At 59.1% G+C, this 19,782-nt stretch carries 19 protein-coding genes and 1 other RNA gene; 10 read left to right on the top strand and 10 right to left on the bottom strand.

The window, feature by feature from the left end:
- Positions 1-2: 2 nt before the first annotated feature.
- The gene (locus V4529_05095) at positions 3-896 is read right to left on the bottom strand and encodes a helix-turn-helix transcriptional regulator (GenBank protein ID MES2357701.1); all 894 of its coding nucleotides are present in this window, start codon (positions 894-896) and stop codon (positions 3-5) included.
- Positions 897-1,039: 143 nt separating this feature from the next.
- On the opposite strand from V4529_05095, the gene rnpB reads away from it, so the two are divergent.
- Both rnpB and V4529_05105 read left to right on the top strand, forming a co-directional pair.
- Positions 1,040-1,428, top strand: an RNA gene (gene rnpB / locus V4529_05100) — RNase P RNA component class A.
- Between the two features lie 520 nt (positions 1,429-1,948).
- Entirely contained in the window at positions 1,949-2,242 is a 294-nt protein-coding gene (locus V4529_05105) for a hypothetical protein (protein ID MES2357702.1), read from the top strand.
- A 3-nt stretch (positions 2,243-2,245) separates the two neighbouring features.
- Here the strand turns inward: V4529_05105 and dnaN are convergent, their stop codons facing one another.
- Together dnaN and dnaA are read right to left on the bottom strand one after the other, a co-directional pair.
- Positions 2,246-3,358, bottom strand: coding sequence for a DNA polymerase III subunit beta (gene dnaN, locus V4529_05110; GenBank protein MES2357703.1), 1,113 nt, complete (start codon positions 3,356-3,358; stop codon positions 2,246-2,248).
- A 299-nt stretch (positions 3,359-3,657) separates the two neighbouring features.
- On the bottom strand, positions 3,658-5,061 hold the full coding sequence (dnaA, locus tag V4529_05115; GenBank protein ID MES2357704.1) for a chromosomal replication initiator protein DnaA: 1,404 nt from the start codon (positions 5,059-5,061) through the stop codon (positions 3,658-3,660).
- Positions 5,062-5,239: 178 nt separating this feature from the next.
- Between dnaA and rpmH the strand changes: the two genes are divergently transcribed.
- The 6 genes from rpmH (at position 5,240) to V4529_05145 (ending at position 12,023) form a co-directional block, all read left to right on the top strand.
- Entirely contained in the window at positions 5,240-5,404 is a 165-nt protein-coding gene (rpmH, locus tag V4529_05120) for a 50S ribosomal protein L34 (GenBank protein ID MES2357705.1), read from the top strand.
- 555 nt (positions 5,405-5,959) lie between these two features.
- The gene (gene yidD / locus V4529_05125) at positions 5,960-6,160 is read left to right on the top strand and encodes a membrane protein insertion efficiency factor YidD (GenBank protein MES2357706.1); all 201 of its coding nucleotides are present in this window, start codon (positions 5,960-5,962) and stop codon (positions 6,158-6,160) included.
- A gap of 14 nt (positions 6,161-6,174) precedes the next feature.
- A complete protein-coding gene (gene yidC, locus V4529_05130) occupies positions 6,175-7,938 on the top strand; it encodes a membrane protein insertase YidC (GenBank protein ID MES2357707.1) in 1,764 nt (587 codons plus the stop codon).
- A 160-nt stretch (positions 7,939-8,098) separates the two neighbouring features.
- Positions 8,099-8,878 (top strand): MBL fold metallo-hydrolase, encoded by a 780-nt coding sequence (locus V4529_05135; protein ID MES2357708.1) that lies wholly within the window; start codon positions 8,099-8,101, stop codon positions 8,876-8,878.
- Positions 8,875-10,212 carry a tRNA uridine-5-carboxymethylaminomethyl(34) synthesis GTPase MnmE gene (gene mnmE, locus V4529_05140; GenBank protein MES2357709.1) on the top strand — a complete coding sequence of 446 codons (1,338 nt, stop codon included), beginning with the start codon at positions 8,875-8,877 and terminating at the stop codon, positions 10,210-10,212. The genes V4529_05135 and mnmE overlap by 4 nt, the downstream gene beginning before the upstream one ends.
- On the top strand, positions 10,209-12,023 hold the full coding sequence (locus V4529_05145; GenBank protein ID MES2357710.1) for a stage II sporulation protein M: 1,815 nt from the start codon (positions 10,209-10,211) through the stop codon (positions 12,021-12,023). Before mnmE ends, V4529_05145 begins: the two co-directional genes overlap by 4 nt.
- Here the strand turns inward: V4529_05145 and V4529_05150 are convergent.
- The 6 genes from V4529_05150 to V4529_05175 all read right to left on the bottom strand — a co-directional run bounded on the left by V4529_05150 (position 12,001) and on the right by V4529_05175 (position 18,092).
- Positions 12,001-13,287 carry a DUF58 domain-containing protein gene (locus V4529_05150; GenBank protein MES2357711.1) on the bottom strand — a complete coding sequence of 429 codons (1,287 nt, stop codon included), beginning with the start codon at positions 13,285-13,287 and terminating at the stop codon, positions 12,001-12,003. The two genes, V4529_05145 and V4529_05150, sit on opposite strands and share 23 nt — an antisense overlap.
- Before the next feature lie 121 nt (positions 13,288-13,408).
- Positions 13,409-14,377, bottom strand: coding sequence for a MoxR family ATPase (locus V4529_05155; GenBank protein ID MES2357712.1), 969 nt, complete (start codon positions 14,375-14,377; stop codon positions 13,409-13,411).
- Positions 14,365-15,639, bottom strand: coding sequence for a DUF4350 domain-containing protein (locus V4529_05160; protein MES2357713.1), 1,275 nt, complete (start codon positions 15,637-15,639; stop codon positions 14,365-14,367). The genes V4529_05155 and V4529_05160 overlap by 13 nt, the downstream gene beginning before the upstream one ends.
- Positions 15,636-16,295 (bottom strand): DUF4129 domain-containing protein, encoded by a 660-nt coding sequence (locus V4529_05165; protein ID MES2357714.1) that lies wholly within the window; start codon positions 16,293-16,295, stop codon positions 15,636-15,638. Before V4529_05165 ends, V4529_05160 begins: the two co-directional genes overlap by 4 nt.
- Positions 16,296-16,322: 27 nt before the next feature.
- The gene (locus tag V4529_05170) at positions 16,323-17,078 is read right to left on the bottom strand and encodes a hypothetical protein (GenBank protein MES2357715.1); all 756 of its coding nucleotides are present in this window, start codon (positions 17,076-17,078) and stop codon (positions 16,323-16,325) included.
- 66 nt (positions 17,079-17,144) lie between these two features.
- Positions 17,145-18,092, bottom strand: a complete 948-nt coding sequence (locus V4529_05175; GenBank protein ID MES2357716.1) for a hypothetical protein — start codon at positions 18,090-18,092, stop codon at positions 17,145-17,147.
- 177 nt (positions 18,093-18,269) lie between these two features.
- Here V4529_05175 and V4529_05180 point away from each other — a divergent pair, with 177 nt between their 5' ends.
- Positions 18,270-18,920, top strand: coding sequence for a DUF2225 domain-containing protein (locus V4529_05180; GenBank protein ID MES2357717.1), 651 nt, complete (start codon positions 18,270-18,272; stop codon positions 18,918-18,920).
- A gap of 34 nt (positions 18,921-18,954) precedes the next feature.
- Here the strand turns inward: V4529_05180 and upp are convergent, their stop codons facing one another.
- Positions 18,955-19,590 (bottom strand): uracil phosphoribosyltransferase, encoded by a 636-nt coding sequence (gene upp, locus V4529_05185; protein MES2357718.1) that lies wholly within the window; start codon positions 19,588-19,590, stop codon positions 18,955-18,957.
- Between the two features lie 7 nt (positions 19,591-19,597).
- Here upp and V4529_05190 point away from each other — a divergent pair, with 7 nt between their 5' ends.
- On the top strand, positions 19,598-19,768 hold the full coding sequence (locus V4529_05190) for a hypothetical protein (GenBank protein MES2357719.1): 171 nt from the start codon (positions 19,598-19,600) through the stop codon (positions 19,766-19,768).
- The last annotated feature ends 14 nt before the right edge of the window (positions 19,769-19,782 follow it).

The raw sequence follows: 19,782 nt of genomic DNA on the forward strand, positions 1-19,782 counted from the left end.
AACTAAGCGCATTTGGATATCCATCCCGGTTGGGCACTCACGGGCCGGAATGACCGCAGGGTGGCTACGTGTGGAAGGATCAACTCCTCCCTGAATTTGCGCAGCATCTTCTCCCCGTCGTACGCTTCACGAAAACGCACAGGCGACATACCGAGCACGCAGCGTACATGCCTGCTGAAGGCCTGAGGGGAAGAGTAATCCAGCTTTCGTGCCACACTCGTAACCGAAAGTCCAGCGTTCTCGAGTAGCCGCGCCGCTCGCACCAGACGCCCAACGTCGATGTAACGCTTGGGCGACGGCAGATTCGCACGATAGAACCGACTCATCAACGTCCCCGGAATAACGTTGAGATGGCGTCCCATCTGACGGACGTTCGCGATGTAAGGTTTGTGGGTGAATAGAAGCTCGAAGAACTTCCAGCAGTCAGGCGCTACCCCTGCAAGATCCAGGTTCAGCGCGCCCAGCATCTGCCGTTGGACGTCAGTCGAGCGCTCATGAGTCAACAGATCGCGCAATGCCGACCATCCAGCCGGCGATCGTGCATCGATCAGCGTGCGTACGCCGACCCGACCTAGCTCGAGAACCGAATGCGGAGTGGAGCGCTGTACATCCGTGAGAAGCGCAAATGTCGGCACAGTTGGAAACTCCCTCACCATCGCTGCCATTCGCGCCGTGCTTCCGGTATCGTACCTGGCAACCGACAGGATTACAGCGTCCACTTCCTGCGACCGGACATCCTCAGCCAGCTCATCCACTGAACCGCGATGCAGGACCTCGAAGACTCCACTGGAAGCGACGTCTACCCTGATTCGCTCCAATGGTGTGAGCACCGTTGCAATTACCGGCGCTCGAACAGCGACAGACGGGACATGTGTGCGTGGCTTGTCAGACGGCAATGACGCATCCTCGGGATGATGGTAAACGGAGCGGATGTTCGCTCACGAGCACGATCATATAGCGGCACATCATCACGACATCATCGTTCCATCACCACTGGATCATCACACTGTACTCTTCGACTCCGTTAGATTCAGGCAGTGCCACCGGCTGGACGGTCGCGGAATAGTATCATTGCGATACTATTCCGAGGAAAGTCCGGGCTCCATGGACACACTGCCAGGTAACGCCTGGGCACGAGGCGGTAAAACGCCAAGTGACGGACAGCGCAACAGAAAACAAACCGCCAACGGGAAACCGTTGGTAAGGGTGAAACGGCGAGGTAAGAGCTCACCGCGTACGTGGTAACACGTACGGCTTGGCAAACCCCAGTGGGAGCAAGGCCAAATAGGCGGCGAAGGGTGTCCACCCTGACAAAGACGCCGCGGGTAGGCTGCTGGAACGCGTGGGTGACTACGCGTCGAGAGAAATGACCGTCAGCCAGTCGAAAGACTTGGCGTACAGAACCCGGCTTATAGGCCGGTGGCACCTCTCTCTTCAAGGTCCGATGATGAAACTGTCCGGGATGGCGAGCGTGTTGGGCGCGGTATTCATGGCTGCATGTGTGGCCGCATCGCCAGCAATCGAGCCAACACCCGTAAACAAGCCTGAAGTCAATCCGGCTCAGCCCAAGTCGCAACCAGTGCCCGTGGCTCCTGCACTCCCAGCCCGCATGTCACGAGGTGGCCCGTGGAGTTTCACGTATGCGCCAGGAACTTACGCATACACGATCATCACTGATGCTGTCATAGCACCGGCTCTCGATACGACCCAGAAACGGCAGATTCCAGAGCTCAGTCAGAAAACAACTATCTCTCTTTCCGCGTCGGGTGATTTACAGGTAGTAGATCCAGCTCCTAGTACTACAGCGTCGTGCGACAGCAGCTCCGCGTTGATAACACGCGCCCAGCAACTTATCCCAAAGTTGCCCAACCAGCTCGCAGTCGGCGATCGGTGGCGAGACTCAACCACTACGACAGGGTGCAGGGGGACCGTTCCCGCCGAGTCAACCGTGATCAGTAATTACATCGTGGTTGGAGACACAGCTTTCACAAATGCAGTCGCGCTTCAGATACATCGTACGGATTCTCTATCCGCAGCTGGCGAAGGTACTGAAGGTCAACATCGAATCATCGTTACAGCAACTGGAACCGGCGTGATGGATCTCTTCCTGGACACTGCCGCCGGCAGATTGCTCAGCTCCCGTGGGTTGCAGACCACCCTCGTGAGCATCACCACGTCGGGAAAGCTGACACAGTTCATTCAACACGTTACCGACACGGCGACAATTGCCGGTTTTCGGTAAGACTCAATCCATCAATCGTAGCGGCATTACGAGGCACATATACGTCGCTGGATCGGTCCAGCCTTCTGGCTCGATTGTGGCAGCGCGCTCTGGTGCTTTGAAGGTGAGTTTTATCTCATCGGTCGGCATGAAGCGCAGGATCTCGAGCAGATAGCTCGCGTTGAATCCAATCTCCAGTTGATCGCCATCGTAGCGAATCGGAAGTTCGTCCTGGGCTTCGCCCAGATCCGGAGTCGTGACGCTGAACTTGAGCATTCCGGAGTTGAAGGCCATACGGATCCTGTGCGTCTGATCACTGGCGATCACTGACATGCGCTTGAGTGCACTGATCAACGCATTCTTATCGGCGATTGCGTACTTGTCGTTGTCGCGAGGAATTACCTGATCGTAGTTGGGATAGGGTCCTTCGATCAGCCGCGTGTATACGGCAGTGAGCGGTGAGCGAAAACCAATGTGATTCTCTCCACGTGCAACTTCCAGCTCCTCTTCAGCCGGGAAAAGACGGCGTACCTGCTCTAACGCCTTGGGTGGAACAATCAGATCACTCGCCGGCGCGCTGCTCGCAACGATCGGAGTTTCCATCTTCGCGAGACGATGCCCATTGGTGGCAACCATCCGCATCTGCTCCGGGCGAAGCTCCCAGAGCACACCATTCAAAATCGGCCGGCTCTCCTCCGTCGAAACGGCAAATACCGTCGCGCCAATGAGCTTCTGAAGATCACCTGACTTGATACGCCAACTCTCGTTGAAACGCACAACCGGAAAGGTTGGAAATTCATCCCTCGGAAGGCCGAGCAATTTGAACTTCGACCGGCCGCACTCGAGCGTGATTCGCTGCTCGCCGAGAGCTGCAATTTTTACTGGCGCTGGTGGCAATTCACGGGCGAGCTCGCTCAGTTTCTTCGCCGGAATCGTAACAGCACCCGAAGCTTCGACATCAGCTGCGACTTCGGTGCTGACGGCTATATCCAGGTCGGTCCCGGAAAGCCGTATACCGCGGTCAGTCGTCTCGACCAGGATATTCGCCAGGACCGGGAGAGTTGTCTTCGTGGGAATGCTTGCCGAGACGGCATTGAGGCCTTCCTGAAGCTTCTCACGAGAGATCGTAAAGCGCATCCGTATTCCTTGACTTCCGAGGAGGAGAGTAAACGTACCATGTCGCTTGTCGGGGGGTCTTCGTGTGGAAGACTCGCCGGCTCTAATACAGCCTAAATGATATAGAAATCTAGCAGTCGTAGTAGAGGAGTGTTCAGAAGCGGATAACCTCTGTAAGTATCGATTCTATATGGAGTTCCAGCGATATGACGCTGTGGAACACTGGTGGAGAACATTTGATTTCAACAGTTGTCAACACTGGGCCTGTCGGAGTAATACGTTCGCGTATTGATATACGTGGATAACTGACAGGGGTTTGTTCATATCCTGAGAGATGCCAACAGTCCGCGGATCCTGCTGATTCTCGTTCCGGTATCTGCATCTGCAGCGATCATCTCGGCGACTTTATCCAGGCTGTGGATTACGGTCGAATGATCTCTACCTCCGAAGGCTGCACCAATCTCTACAAGCTGCATGCCGAGCAGGTCGCGCGTCAGGTACATCGCAATCTGCCTGGGCACTGTGAGGGCCTTGGTTCGCGTTTTTGACCGCAATCCGTCGACTGTAGTTCCCCACTCCTTTGCGACAGCAACCTGAATTGCGCTGACTGTAAGACCGAGCGGTTCTGTGTCAGCTGTCAGGCTCTCGGAAGCTTTGAGCTTGTCTCGTAAGGCTTCCTTGGCTACTTCGACGCTTACGGGTTTGTGCCTGAGTGACGCGTAAGCCAGCAGCTTGATTATGGACCCTTCGAGCTCGCGGACACTCGACCGCACGTGCTCCGCGATAAAACGGATCACATCGTCCGGAATCGTGGTTTCGAGATCATCCTGTTGAGATTTCTGTTGCAGGATCGCGATTCTGTGCTCGAAATCGGGCAGCTCGATATCGGCGACCATACCCCACTGGAAGCGGCTTACAAGTCTGGCCTCGAGTCCTGCTATGTCAGAGGGAGGACGATCACTCGTGAGGATTATCTGACGGCCGGCCTCATACAACGCGTTGAAGGTGTGAAAGAACTCCTCCTGGGTGCCCTCCTTTCCCTTCAGGAAGTGCACATCGTCGATGAGAAGGAGATCTGTTTCGCGATAACGACGCCGGAACTCGTGATTGGTCCGAGTCTGGATTGCGTTGACCATTTCGTTGGTGAACTGTTCCGTTCCAACGAAGGTGATACGTGTGGACGGGTCGCGTTCGTAGATCGCGTGTCCTACGGCCTGCATGAGATGGGTCTTTCCGAGGCCGGTGTCGCCGTAGATGAAAAACGGGTTGTAGATCTTTCCAGGAGCCTCGGCGATTGCATGTGCGGCAGCAGCGGCGAGCTCGTTGGATTTGCCGATTACAAATTGCGCGAACGTGTATCTATCGTTAAGTGGCGCCTCGGTGGCGCGCTGTGGTCGCGATCGTGTCGCTGTTTCTTCGGGTTTTGGGGCTACGAAGAAATCCATCTGGGGGCGAGCCTGGCGCTCTTCGGTGACGCGGAATGCGACCTTGACCGGATGGCCCAGGGCGACTGGTCCAAACGAGCTCAGCAAGGCTGCGTGTTTTGACTCGTTCCAGTCAGCTGCGAAGCGATCAGGGGCTCCGACTATGAGCGTGTCGCCGATTATTTCGAGAGCTTCGGTTGGCTCGAGCCAGGTTTTGAAGGTTTGTTCGGGCAACTCGCGCCGAGCGCGCTCCAGAAGGCGTGACCAGATTTCGGCGGGGAGAAGATCGAGCGATTCCATATGGTGGGGAGGCGAAGCTACGGAACGAATGTGGATAAGTCAATCACCCGCGGCCAAGGGTCCGGATCCGTAGTGAGGCGGCACATTTATGCTATTGTTGCATCTTGTTGCCGCCATTAGATTTAACGGTCTTTCGCTAAAGTTGTTCAAGAGCCGTTTAGAGCACTGAGGATCATATATGGGTAAGCCGACTTATCGTCCGCGTAATAAGCGCCGGATCAAGACGCATGGGTTTCGCGAGCGTATGTCAACGCGTTGGGGACGTGAAGTACTTGCACGTCGCCGCAAGAAGGGTCGCAAGCGCCTGACGGTTCAGTTGCCGTCGAAGTACGCCGGCGCGTAAGCAAGCGAAGCAAGCAGCCGGCTGACAGGTCGCAGCACGTACCTGCAGACGAGGCGGGAGAGAGGGGTTTTCGGCTTTCGAACTCAACGGCACAACCAACGTCACATCTGAGGTTTTCTCGCGCGCAGCGTTTGTCACGCGCGCCGGATATCGAGTCCGTCAGGCGAACGGGGAAGCGGGTGAAGTCTGGACTGCTGGACGTCCGGGTCACTGCTTCCCCGTCTTCGTGTGCGCGGGTTGGGATTGTTGTGCCGAAGTACGGGCACATCATTGTCGATCGGAACCGCCTTCGGCGGCGCATACGGGAGATCGTGCGCCTGCGCGTGCTTCCAGTGCTTTTGTCAGTGCCGCCGATGGACGTGCTATTCCGCGCGCTTCCGCGGGCCTATTCGGCTAGCTTTGAGGTGCTGGAGCGGGAGATAGATGGGATTGTCGCACGAATCACATGATGGTCTGGAGGCCGGTACGCATCTACACGAGCATCCGACCGACGGTCATCATGCACTGAAGAAAGAACGAGCTTTGACGGATCGCAGGCGGTCTGTGGCGGTTTGGATGCTACGCGGACCGATCCGATTCTATCAGCTCGCCATATCGCCAATGACGCCGTCCGTATGTCGTTACTATCCCAGTTGCTCCAACTACGCGATCGAGGCCATCGACAAGTACGGTGCCTTGAAAGGCGGCTGGCTGGCGATACGGCGCATACTGAGATGTCATCCTTTTCGGCCGGGCGGCTTCGATCCGGTCCCTTGAGCTCGCACTGATTCATGGATACAAGCAAGCGAATCGTTCTCGCCATCGTACTGGCCCTGGCTGTCATCTTTGGAATGCAGTTTCTGTTTCCTCAGAAGCCTCAACCCAAGCCAGCCAGTAGCGCTGACAGCGCTGCGGTACACAATCCGGCAGGAACCGCAAAGGCAAGTGCCGAGACGTCGAGGGTCGATTCGACAAAGGCGGCAGCGGCAATTTCTGCAGCAGTCGCTGCATCGGTTCCGGCCGCAGTGGCTGAAACAACGATCGTGGCGCCTGTCGCTGCGCGACGGGACAGTGGCGCGACCTTCGAGATGAGCAACGTTGGCGCTGCGCCCAGCGTGGTGGTGATGAACACCTACGCCAATCGTGTAAGTGGCAGCAATGGCGCGAAGGTGCGACTGGGCTCTGCTGGCAATCCGGTACTTAAGTACCAATTAGTTACCAATGGTGGCCAGCCGACGGACCTGTCCGGGACTGCATTTCAGACGGCACGGTCCGGGGACGTCGTCACGTATACCGCCGATGTAGCTGGCTCGACCGTTACGATCAATTATGCGATCGTGCCGGACAGCTTCGTGTCGCATGTCACGGGTTCTGTGAGTGGCGCCAAGTCAGGGAGCTATCTCATCGTCCAATTGCCGCAAACCTTTGCGGCTACGGAACCAGACACAAACGACGATCGTAATTCGCTGGCGTTTGCGTTCCTCACCAAGCGCGAGGCGGCGCGGAATGTGTCGTTCCATTCGCTCGATCCGGGTGAGAGGCAGCTGGTAGAGGGACCGGTTACGTGGATCGTGGCCAAGTCGAAGTATTTCGTGGTGGGACTGCTGGCGCCCAAGAAGGGACCGGAGTTCACCGAGGCAACGCTCGTCGGCGGGCCGCGTACGACGAAAGTCGCAACTCGTGCCTCCGGTACTGTCGTGATACCGATAGCGAATGGCGCATTCGGATTCGACATATACGCCGGTCCGCAGGAGTGGAAGAAACTCAACGCGCTGGGTCGCGACTTCGACCAGGTGAACCCGTACGGCTGGGCGTTCGTGCGGCCGTTGATGCAACCAATTGCGACGTCGGTGATTCGCCTGGTGCTGTGGATGCACAGCGCGCTCAATCTGAGCTATGGGCTGGTTCTCATCGCACTCGGGCTTCTCATCCGTCTGCTGATGTGGCCGCTGTATCAGACGTCGATGAAGACATCGATCAAGATGCAGATCCTGCAGCCGGAACTGACGGCCGTGCAGGACAAGTTCAAGGACGATCCGGAGAAGCAACGGACGGAAATCATGAAGGTGTACCAGAGCCACGGGATGAATCCGCTCTCGCCGCTGCTCGGATGTCTTCCATCGCTATTGCCGATGCCGATTCTGCTCGCGTTGTTCTTCGTGTTCAGGAACACGATCGAATTTCGCGGAGTTCCGTTCTGGTGGATGAGCGACCTGTCGGTGCGTGACCCGTACTACATTCTGCCGTTGCTGATGGGCGCATCAATGTATCTCATCTCATGGATGGGAATGCGGAACACACCGCCGAATCCGCAGGCGAAGATGATGAGCTACATAATGCCGGCGATGTTCACGCTCTTTCTCTACAGAGAGGCTGCGGGACTCAACCTGTATTACGCGACTCAGAACCTTGCGACCCTGCCACAGCAGTGGCACCTGTCACGGACGCGCGGGATGAGCAAGCCAAAAGCTGCTGCCGGGGCAAAGGAAGTCGCGGCGACACCGGCGACACCTGCGCTAGCGAAGGGCAAAGCGAAGGGAAAGGGCAAGGGGTAGCATCGATCTGCGTATCCAGCTGCGTAGCGCCTGAAGGGCGCCCGGCGCGGATACATCGGTGGACATCCAGATCCAATTACGCCGAAATGGGCCAGGCGCGGATTTATCCGCGCCCTACGCGGGCGTACCGGATCGGCGTGTGGTTGGTGTAGCTTAAGAGATGCGCATCACGTACATCGGGCATGCGACTCTGCTGATCGAGATTGGCGGGAAGACGATTCTTACCGACCCCAATTTCGATCCAGCACTGGGGCGGTTTCTGGCTCGGGTAAGTGCACCGGGAATTGCGATCGACAAGCTACCGAAGCTGGACATGATTCTGTTGACGCATGCACATGCCGATCATCTGTCGTTCCGGTCGCTCGCTGAAATCAAATCCGTACCGCTCTACGCCCCACCTCCCGTTGCGCGATGGATCCGCCGGCATGGAGTGACGAATGCGATCGAGCTCGGGCCTGGCGAGTCACTTACAAGTGGAAGCCTTACGGTACAGGTGGAGGCGGCAACTCACTCCGGCAACCGGTACGTGATAGATCGGTGGCGCAAGCAGGCTAATATGTATCTAGTCGCTACTAATCGCGAGAGCGTGTTCTTTGCTGGCGATACCGCGCTTGCGGAGGATACGACTGCGCTCGTGGAGCGCGAGCTGAAGGGGCGCCAACTGGATGTCGCGCTGCTTCCGATTGGGTACGCACCCGCGTGGAAGGCTAAGAGCTTCAACAAGGGACACCTTACAAGCCTGGGTGCGCTGACGCTGTTCGAGCGACTCGATGCGCGATACCTGATTCCCTATCACTGGGGGACGTTCAACCATGTGACCGCGTCGGCATATGATGCGATACGTGAAATGCGGGAGCATGTCGAGACGCATGCACGTGGTACAGACGTGCGCATTCTCGAACCCGGGGAGTCCCTGCAAGTGCCGTCGCCGTCTGCTTGAGTAGCGGCGAAGAAGACACGATTGCAGCAGAGGCGACGGCTCACGGAAGGGGTGCCATCGCCGTGATTCGCATTTCCGGGCCGGCCGCGTTCACGATCGTGAAGCGTCACGTGGCAACGTGGCCGGCAAATCAGCGCCAGGCAACGTTATGCACCATACGAGACCGGGATGGCGACGTCCTGGACGAGGCGCTTGTCACCACGTTCGTGGGTCCAGCGTCGTTCACCGGCGAGGATGTGGTCGAGATCGCCACACATGGCGGTACGACTGTACCGACGCTGGTGCTGGCTGCACTCGTTGCCTCAGGGGCGCGCGTTGCACTACCGGGCGAATTCACGCGCCGGGCGGTGCTGAACGGCAAGCTCGATCTGGTACAGGCAGAGGCGATCGGGGATCTGATCGATTCCACTTCGCGCGCAATGCAGCGAGTGGCGATGACTCAGCTCGACGGCGGCTTGTCGCGGCGGATCGAGGAGCTACGCGACCGTGTGATCGGTCTGGAAGCGCTCCTTGCATACGACATCGACTTTCCGGAAGAGGACGACGGCCCGATTCCGAAGTCGAGAATTACTGTGGCGACGGCAAGCGTCATCGCATCGCTGAACGATCTGCTCGCGACGGCACCGGCGGGGGAGCTGGTGCGGAACGGGGCACTGGTTGTAATCGCGGGGGCGCCAAACGCGGGGAAGTCATCGTTGTTCAATGCAATGCTGGGCCGGTCGCGTGCCATCGTAACCGAGATTCCCGGGACAACCAGGGATGCGATCGAGGCCGTGCTCGATGCCGGCCCGTGGCCGATTCGCCTGGTGGACACGGCGGGCTTGCGCGAAACGACGGACGCCGTCGAGCAACTCGGGATCGAGGTCGCAACGCGATATCTCGCATCGGCGGATGCCGTGCTCGCATGCGGTGACAGTGCCGACGGCGTGTTACGGACAACGACCGCTGTATCACAGCTGACGGATGCGCCGGTGATCCCGGTGCGGACGAAGGGTGATCTCGCACACTCTGTCGACGTGAACACCGTAAGCGCAACAACTGGACAGGGCATACGCGAGCTTCTCGACAGGGTCACGGAGGTGGTATCCGAGCGCTACGGAAGAGCGCCACTGGATGCTCCCATCCTTACGCGAGAGCGGCAGCGTTTTTGTGTGGAACAGGCACGTGAGGAAATGGTCGCCTTTGCAGCCGCGATTGAAGATAAAGCATTGCCAGCGTCGATCGCGGCGGTGCATCTTCGCAGTGCCGTCAACGCGCTGGCGGACGTAACGGGCACAATCGACGTGGAGGACGTTCTGGATCGTCTCTTCCGAACTTTCTGCGTGGGCAAATGACAACTTCCGCACCGATTGCAACAAACCCACCGTTTGTGCCGGCATCGAGCCTGGACATCTCGCTGGAGGTGGAGACTCCGGAGCAGATCGCTCTATCCTACTCCATTGCCGGGATAGGATCACGCGGTGCTGCAGCGGCGATCGACACATTGATCACCCTGGCGATACTCGTTGGACTGACCGTGATACTGCTGATCGCAGCCAATCACATGGGGCCCCGGCTGGCGAAGGCACCTCCGTCATCGGCATGGGTGCTCGCATTCTATTTCATCGCGCAGTTCGTGATAATGTGGGGCTACTACGTGATATTCGAGGGAATCTGGGATGGCCAGACTCCTGGTAAAAGGATCATGAAGCTGCGTGTCGTTCGTGACGGGGGTTTTTCGGTCACGTTCGGTGCGTCTGCGGTGCGGAATCTACTACGCGTCGTCGATGCATTTGGAGTCTATCTCGTCGCAATCGTCGTCGCGCTCATGAACAGCTCGCGCAAGCGGCTTGGGGACATCGTCGCCGGCACGTTCGTCGTGAAGGAGGAGCGGGTGCAGGCTCGCTCCGCGCCGTTGCCCGCGACCGCACGGGATCGCAACTTGTTTGCCCGCCTCAGCGATGACGAGTACTCGGTGCTCGAGCGTTATATCGAACGGCGCGGCACACTTGACCCGGCGCACAGGGACGTCATTGTCGCGCAGCTGGCGGCCAGGTTTGCGGAGCATCTGCCATCAGCAACGTCGCCGAGGGGCGCGCTCGTGCGGTTGTATGAATCCGAACGAGATACAAGGGCAAGTGGTGTTGCGTCACGAAGCGATACCGGCGCTCAGCGAGAGCAGCACGCAATTGTCGCATTGGGCCTCAAACGCTGGAATGATTTCGCAGCTGCGCTCGATGCCGCATACAAGAAGCGGCTATCACGAATGGCGCCCGAAGACGTATCGGCTCTTGTCGCGCGCTACAGGGAGATGACGACCGATCTGGCGCGCCTTCAGACTGCGAGCCGCGGCCGCAACAACGAGTCTCTGTTCTACGTGAGTCGTCTGGTTGCGCGTGGGCACAATCTGTTGTACCGCCAGCGTGGGCGCACCATCGCAACGGTCTTTGATTACATGACGGACACCGTGCCGTCGGAAGTACGAAGGTCATGGAGGCCTATCGCGCTGGCTGCGCTGTTGCTGTTCGGGCCAGCCGCCGCCGCGTACACCAGCATCGTTCAGAATCCGGCAATTGCCAGCCGGATCCTGCCAGATGAGATGATAAGCAGAGCGACGATGGGCAGTGAGCGAGAAAAGCGCGGCGAAGGGTATGTATCCATACCAGAGGAGATTCGGCCAGTCGTAGCAAGCAGGATCATCTCGAACAATGTGACGGTGACGTATCTCACATTCGCGATGGGGTTGACGGCAGGAATCGGAACGATCCTCATGCTCGTATTCAACGGTGTCGCAATTGGAAGCGGCGTCGGCCTGTTTGCATCGCGCGGTGTGGCGAGACTCATCTTTGCGTTCATAGCGCCACACGGTGTTCTCGAGCTGAGCGCAATCTGCATCGCCGGTGGTGGTGGGTTGCTGATCGCCAAGGGAATTCTGCTTCCGCTCAATAGAACCCGACGAGACGCGCTGGTGGAAAATGGAAGGCGTGCAATCGATCTCATTGCAGCGTCGACTCTGTTACTGATCGTTGCGGGAACACTGGAGGGATTGGTGTCGCCGCGAGTATGGCCGCTGACCTGGAAGCTCACGATCTCCGGTGTGACGGCGCTTTTGATGCTCGGCTATCTGTCGCTGGGACGGCGGGTCAAAGCGTCGAGCGTTCCTTGATTTCCAGATAGCGATTGATCAGAGCAGCAGTCATGCCCCTGGGCGCTGTATCGAGGACTGCGACTCCGGCCTGGCGCATGATCTGAAGCGCTTCGTCCCGTGCGGAGAGAAGCTCCTCGGCGGCGGCGCTCTCGTAGGTCTGCTCGTCACTGGCATCCGGCGATGGAACGGAGGCCAGAACCAGCTGCTCATTGCGCAAGGCCACGACCAGCGGAAGATGACGTTCGGCGCTTCTTGCAGTCAGTGCTATCACGGCGCGTGAAGATCGAACGTCTATCACATCGGTGAAGAGGACAATGAGTGAGCGGCGCCGATTGCGCTCGGTGAGGGTACGGAATGCAGCTGCGTAATCCGGTTCCGTCATCGTTGCCGTGACGCCGGTCAATGCGTCCCGGAGGGCACCGAGGGTGCCGGGCGCGCGCGTCGGCGCGATGTAACGGCGGACAAGCGAGTCGAAGACAATGAGACCGACGCGATCGCCGGTGGAGAGAGCGATATCCGCAAGAGTCAGTGCTGACGCGAGAGCATACTCGAAGCGCGGTCTGTCGCCGGCGAGCTGAGTCATCATTCTGCCGCAGTCGATCGCGATCATGATGGTCTGGCCCTGCTCCACCGTGAACTCGCGCGAGATGAGGCGGTGACGGCGCGCGGTCGCCTTCCAGTCGATGCGGCGCGGGTCATCGCCCGGTACATAGTCGCGGAGATTGGCGAACGATGTTCCTGCACCGCGCCGACGTATCACACGCTGGCCCGCGGTTCTCACGCGGTACTGCGCAGCGAGGAGACGATACCGGCCAGCGTTAGCCATGGACGGGATTATCGAAATAGTATCACTTGGATAATAAATCACCGAGCGCCGGACTAACTTCCACGGGCCAGAGATGGTGATTGCAACCGGGCCGAGCGGGAACGTGCCGCGGGCTCGTCCTGTAACCGTAAGAGTGGTAAGAACCGAGCTACCCGGACCGACTTCCATCTCTTTTGCGTCGAGGTTGGTGGCAAGGAGCGCCGAGGGAAGTTGCTGAGTCATGAAGACGCTCAGTGGGCCAGGCCACGACGACGTGATCGTGCATGTTCCCATTCTGCTGTCACCGACACCGATCGTGGCCGGGAAATCACGCGTCAGCTTCACGTAACGTGCGCCGGGAATCCGTAGTGCATCGACAAGGGCTGCGATCGCGACGATTGCAGTTACTGCAGTCGCGACTACCTGACCAGCCGTGCTCGAGGAAAAGATCCAGACCGGTGCAGTTATCGCTACCACCAATGCCAGTCTCGGCGTGGGAGCATACCTCGCCAGCGAGCGCAATGGCCGGGCGATACGGCCAAACAACCGCGATAGAATCATCGCAGGTGCACTCTGGCTGGACGGACCCGCGCAGGACTCATTGCGGTGCAGGCACTCGTGCGAGGATCGCCGTAATCACGTCGTCTGTCGAGCGACCCTCGACCTGCAGCTCGGGAGCGAGAAGAATGCGGTGACGCAACACTGGAAGTGCGTGCTGTTTCACGTCGTCAGGGGTGGCGAAGTCGCGGCCTGCCACGAGCGCAGCGGCCCGCGCGATACGGAAAAGTGCGACTGCCGCGCGTGGCGATGCTCCAAGTGTCAGTGACGTATCCTCGCGCGTGGCTCGTACGATGTCGGTGATGTATTCGCGGACGTCGACCGTCACATTGACGCTATCCGTCATCATGCGAAGGTGTGACACTTCCGCACCTGTCACGACGGGCGTGGGCATGAATGTACTCGTACGTTCCGCGTCGAATCCTTCGGAATAGTTCTCGAGCATTGCGAGCTCGGCGCTCTTTGCCGGATAGCCGATTCGCACGTTGACGAGAAAACGGTCCAGCTGCGCTTCCGGGAGTGGGTAGGTGCCTTCGTATTCCACGGGGTTCTGCGTCGCAAATACGCTGAACATGTCACCGAGTGAATGCGTCACACCATCGACGGTGACCTGCCGTTCCTGCATCGCTTCGAGCAAAGCCGACTGAGTCTTGGCAGGGGCGCGGTTGATCTCATCCGCCAGGAGGAGATCGGTGAATATCGGGCCTGGACGAAACTCGAACGCGCGCGACGATTCCTGATAGACACTCACGCCAGCCACGTCGGATGGCATGAGGTCGGGCGTGAACTGAACACGTCCGAAGCGCACATCCAATGCGCCGGCGAGTACTCGAACAAGCAATGTCTTCGCCGTGCCGGGAACGCCTTCGAGCAGAATGTGTCCCCGGGCAACGAATGCGGCGAGGATCTGATCGATCACGTCTTCCTGGCCAAGGACACGGGCTGCGACGGTATCGCGAATGCGCTGGAGCGCGGCGGATGTAGCGGTGAGATCAGTCACTCTCGAAATGCCCTCTCGATGTTCGCGACCGCAGCGCCGACGGCGGCGAGATGGTCTGATGAGTTCGGGGAATCTGGTACAAGAGCCGTCGCTATGCGATCGATATCCGGGGACGTCGCCGGTAGCCGGTCCCGTAGTGCCGACAGATAGGTCGAATTCGATACCGATCGAGGCAGACCAAGCGAATGGCGCCGCCGGAGGCCGCGGACCAGCATGCCGGTACCGAGACTACGCGCATCGACCTGCGAATAAGCATGCGCGAGTGCGCCAACGTGCTCGAGCGGGGAGCGACGCGAGATCAGAGGCACCGGTAACGGTCCAAGCGGTCGCACGGCGAACGCAAGGAGAAGCACCAGGGCAGCGGCGACGATCCCAAGCGTTACCCGTCCTAACGGGGTATCTGTGAGCGCATGCGAGATGGCAGCTGGCATGTCGGCGTGAATTCCGAAGCCGTGATGATATTCGTCGAAGACGACACTCCCAGGCCGTTTCGGGGAAGATCCGGAGCCATTCGCGAACTGGAGTGCGCGCACGATCGCGATGGCTGCCTGCGGGTTACGCATGACCTGATTCATCAGGATCTCGGCCGGCGCGACGGCGATCACATAGCCCTGACCAAGTCGGTGCCCGAGCACCAATGCCGGTCGCAGAGCCGAGTCGGCTTTTGCGCCATCGCCGTCGCGCAATGACTGGAGCCAGAGGAATGTCTGGTTGTCCGACTTGGATTTCGACGCGACGGTCACAGATATGGGAAAGGCAGCCTGAAAGGCAGCGCGTGGATCCTGTATTGCCGGAGTCGGTGGATTACCTCCGGCGACGGTTGTTCGGCTCAATGTGTAGAATCCACTCGGCGCTGAATTCAGCTCGAAGCCCAGCGAATCGGTGAGTTCGTCGTCGTCCGGGGTGAATAGGAGAACCATACCGCGACGCACTGCCGCCAGAATTTGCGCCTGCTCGATCGTCGTGAGCGGTTGCGCGGGTTGTATGAGAGCGTAAGCCGAGGTCGAATCGAGGGTGGCGGGTGAAGTGAGCGGCTTTTCGTTGCGACTCGTGATGAAGCCGAGCCGGCCCAGCGTTTCGTAGAGCGCTCTGACGCCACCCGCTCCTACGGCCTGGGAGCTGTACGCCGTTCCCACATCTTCTCGTTCCTGTGGAGCGAAGAGGACAAAGATGACCAGCAGGATTGCTACAGCGGAGAGAACGCGGGCAGCCGTAAATAGACTACCGCCAGCTCGTGTCTTGAATCCGGTGATGGATGGCGCGTCGCTCATTGTCCGAGACCGGGTGCGGTATTACCGGTACCGTCCAGGGCAGCATTCGCAGCGGACTTCGATGGAGGAGCTTGCAGGAGGCTACCTGCCAGCGTGTTGAGTGTGGTGAAGCGGTCTCGATCGCAGATGCCAATGCCGTAGATCACCGTTTCGTACGAGCGTGTGAAGTCGGTGAAGCGCGGCAGGTCGATCGCGCCTGGCTTTCTGCGAAGCTCGCGCAGGTAGTCGCCTGTGGTCTTGGATTCATGGAGGGACACGAGTCCGCGGCGTGCGGCTGCCCCTATGAGCGCGAGATAGAGAGCGTGTGCTGCGCCGGTATAGTCGTTCTGCGCGGCGAGCGTCTGTGCGGTGGCCCACCAATCGGTGCCGCGGTTGGACTCGGACCTCCGCAATCCGATTGTGGATGGTGCGAAACGCAGCAGGAGGCCATACACGATGCGAGCGAGTATGGCCAGCAGGGACAATCCGAGGGCGATGCGAAATACGATGCCGACCGCCGGATGACTCTGGGCAAAGCCAAAGAATCGAAGAACCAGATTCCATATCCATTGTGCGATCAACTCTCTGATGGAAACAGAGCCACGACCGGCGAAGGTGCTGCTGCGGAAGACGGCGGCGACTGTATCCGCGATGGCGGCGTTATCGAGCGGGCCCATTAGTATCGATTAGATACTAATATTGAATCAGGATGCCGGATGCAACTGCGGTGCTCCGAGGGCCTGTGCCATGAGCTCGATGTCATAGCCTTCTCTGCGTATCCGGATGTCGTAGTACAGCAGAGTCGCGACGATGCTGGAGAACGGCGATATCGCGGTAGTCAGCACGAGAGTAGCGATGGCGGTAGCTGCTGCGCTGTGCGCGAAAGCCTGAACGAGTTGCAGCAATATGCCCGTTGCGATGAGCACAAAGAGAAAGACTCCGCCGAGGAGGGCGAATATGCGAGTGCCATTGCCATTGGCGAGCTCGCGCGAGCGCGACATGGCGTCACCGACCTTGTTATCCTCGAACAATACGGTCATGGGAAGCGCAAAGTAGCGTTTGAAGACCACAAGTCCGGGTGCTATGAAGAGGACGAGACCGAAGCCGATGAGAATCCACTTGGTGATCATGGCGACGAACAGTCTGCCGGGGTGGCTGAACGCTGCGCGCACGGACTGCTCGAAATCGACCTGATTACCGAGGTATGCAGCCGAGGTGGCGCAAGCGATGGCGCCCTCGGCGAAAGGCGATACGAGGACGCCAGCGAAGCGGATGAGTGCGGAAGTGAATAGCCCGTCCGTCTGCTGCAGCAAGACCGCTGTCTGGCCAAAATAGGACGAGACGGCCCAGGGTACTGCTGCCAGGACGTTGATCGCTATGAAGACCGTGAAGTGGCGTCGGTAGATCTCGAATGCTGCATCGAGTATCTCGGAGTTGGAACGCGGGCGGAAGTCGGACATCAGCGCTGCGGGCTGGCGCTGGGGTCTGGCAGCGATGCAAGCCAAGCTGCCATGATGGATGTCAGGTCAGGCGCTTGCGGCGGACGACTGCTGGCCTGCGGCCGCGGCCGCAATCTGTGACGCGTCTGCGCGGATCGCCCAGGCGAGGCCGCGACTGTTGACGGCTGCGTCGGTAAGGCGAGCTCCGACGAAGTAGCCACTGCGTTCGGGGATGACGTTACGATCGACGGTACGTGCGTCGTCGCTCATTCCCCCGGATAGATAGCGCAGCCGTAGACCAAGTCCCGCCCGGTCGAAATGCTTGGCTACGGTGCGCATTATGAAGGGCTCTGCTTCGCGTACTCGAGCGTATTCCTTGCGGGCGTAGCCGAAGTATTCCCAGGCTGCGTGGCCGGGACTGACGATTCGGCTGGTCTGCACGGCGAGGCCTTCGTTGACTATGAGCTCGCGGAGCGATGCGCGTCGGCCGGTTTCCCAGTAGTCGTAGTATCCGCCGGCTTCCGTGATGAGCTGGCGCATCTCACTCTGGCTGGTGGGCGACGTGTACCGGACTGCGTGCGCGATCTCGTGTGCAAGCCAGAGGGGAATCAGCTCCGGCTCGAGACCCAGAGCGCTCGTATCGGGATTGGGTTGTCCGGTGAAATGCTCGAGGGCGATGAATGCCATTCCGCGGCCACCGACGACGAGTTCACCTGCGTTCGCTGCACCGACACCGACCATGAGGACGACATCGGTGTCGACGTCGGCTTCGAGGACTCGCCGGCTTTCGGTCTCGGCGAGACGAGCCAGTGCGACGACATCGATGCGTGCGAGCATGGCACGGAGGTCATCGCGATTAGCGTGGGTCGTAGCTCGAACTACTTCCTGGAAGTGCGGGCCTTCGGGATCGAGGACGTAGTTCGTCCAGTACGACTCCAGTATTCGGCGATGCGCTTCGAAGTAGCGCAGATAAGCTGCGACGCGATCTGAGCTGTCTATGACAGCGAAAAAATCGGGGAGCAAGTTGATCAGCATCGGCGCCAAGAAAATACCGCGTTGGGAAATGCACAACAAGAGTAAACGGCCAACTCGGCGAATATTCTCGAGCTGCCGATCGTCCCGTCGAGTATCGGCTGGCGGCAGTGACGATCAAATCCGCGCCTTGGCACAGAAATTCCTTACGTGCCCACAGGGGAGGCGATTGAAGATCCTATGACTGCATTGCGCAAGATCGAGCTGCGGTGTCCATCATGTAGCCATGAGTTTCCGTCCGAGACGGTGGTGTCCACCAACTGGTTTGGTGGCAAGCGAACGGATTTTCATGAACGTGCGGCTGGGGCGCAGCCATGGGCGTATCAGGTGCACATGTGCGACCGATGCGGCTACTCCGGCGCGGAGCGAGATTTTACCGATCAGACCGATATCAGCCCGCTCGTGCGGGAGCGAGTGTGGAGCGAGCTATCGCCGCATGCTCATGGAGCGGTGACTGGATCGGAGAAGTACGAAGCCGCGGCCAAGGTGGCGCAGTGGCAGAGCGCCGACCAACGTTACATCGGTGACTTGTGGCTGCGTGCCGCCTGGTGTTGCGTGGACGAAAGCGACATCGAAGCGGAGCGGTATTTCAGGCGGCTGGCGGCGTGGTCATTCGAGCAGGCCCTGGAATTCTACGATACGGTTCCACGTGAAGATCGTGCAGTTCTCGTGTATCTGGTCGGCGAGCTGTGGCGTCGCATTGGTGACCTGACGCAGGCGAATGCGTGGTTCGATCTGGTGCCGGACGAGATTACCGATCCGGTCGCGCAACGGTGGGTGATAGAGGCAGCGCGGCGACAGCAAGCCGATCCTCGCGAGTGGTTTGCCTAGGATCGGCTTTGGTACAGCTGGCTTCGGCGTGCGTTCAGCGCGTGCCGAAGAGTCTGTCTCCTGCGTCGCCCAGACCGGGAAGTATGTAACCCACGGAATTCAGCTCGCGATCGAGCGATGCTGCGTAGACCTGCACGTCCGGATGTGAGTCGAGGAGTTTCTGGACCCCTTCCGGTGCCGCGACGAGGCAGAGGAAGCGAATACGTGTTGCGCCGGTTCTCTTGAGTGACGAGACTGCGGCGACTGCGCTCCCGCCGGTTGCGAGCATCGGATCGAGAAGAAAGAAATCGCGCTCGGCGGCATCGCCGGGAATCTTGAAGTAGTAGTCGACGGGCTGGAGAGTCTCGTGATCGCGGTAGAGGCCGATGTGGCCCACGCGTGCCGACGGGACGAGTCGGAGAACTCCCTCAACCATTCCCAGGCCGGCGCGCAGGATTGGAACGAGTGTGAGCTTCTTGCCACTTATATGGTGACCCGTCGTGTGCTCCAGGGGCGTATCCACTTCCCGGGGCTCGATACCGAGATCCTTGGTAGCTTCGTAAGCCATCAGGGTCGCTATCTCATCCACCAATTCCTTGAAGATCTTGGTGGGTGTGCGCCTGTCCCGAAGCAGCGTGAGCTTGTGGAGGACCAGCGGGTGACGGATAATAGTGAGGTTCGAAAACTCCATAATTCCAATGAAAGAATATCAGGCAGTAGTGGTCAAGCTTACGCGCCACACGCGTGAGAATGAAGATACCCTGACAGATCTGCTCAACGAGCGGATCCGTGGCGGCTGGGAGCCTGCGCTCATAAGTCAGGACAAAGACCAGCTGGTTCTGATATTCTGCAGGTCAGCCGAGGGCTGACCGATCCCCCAATT

Source organism: Gemmatimonadota bacterium, assembly GCA_040388625.1.
GTDB lineage: Bacteria > Gemmatimonadota > Gemmatimonadetes > Gemmatimonadales > Gemmatimonadaceae > Fen-1247.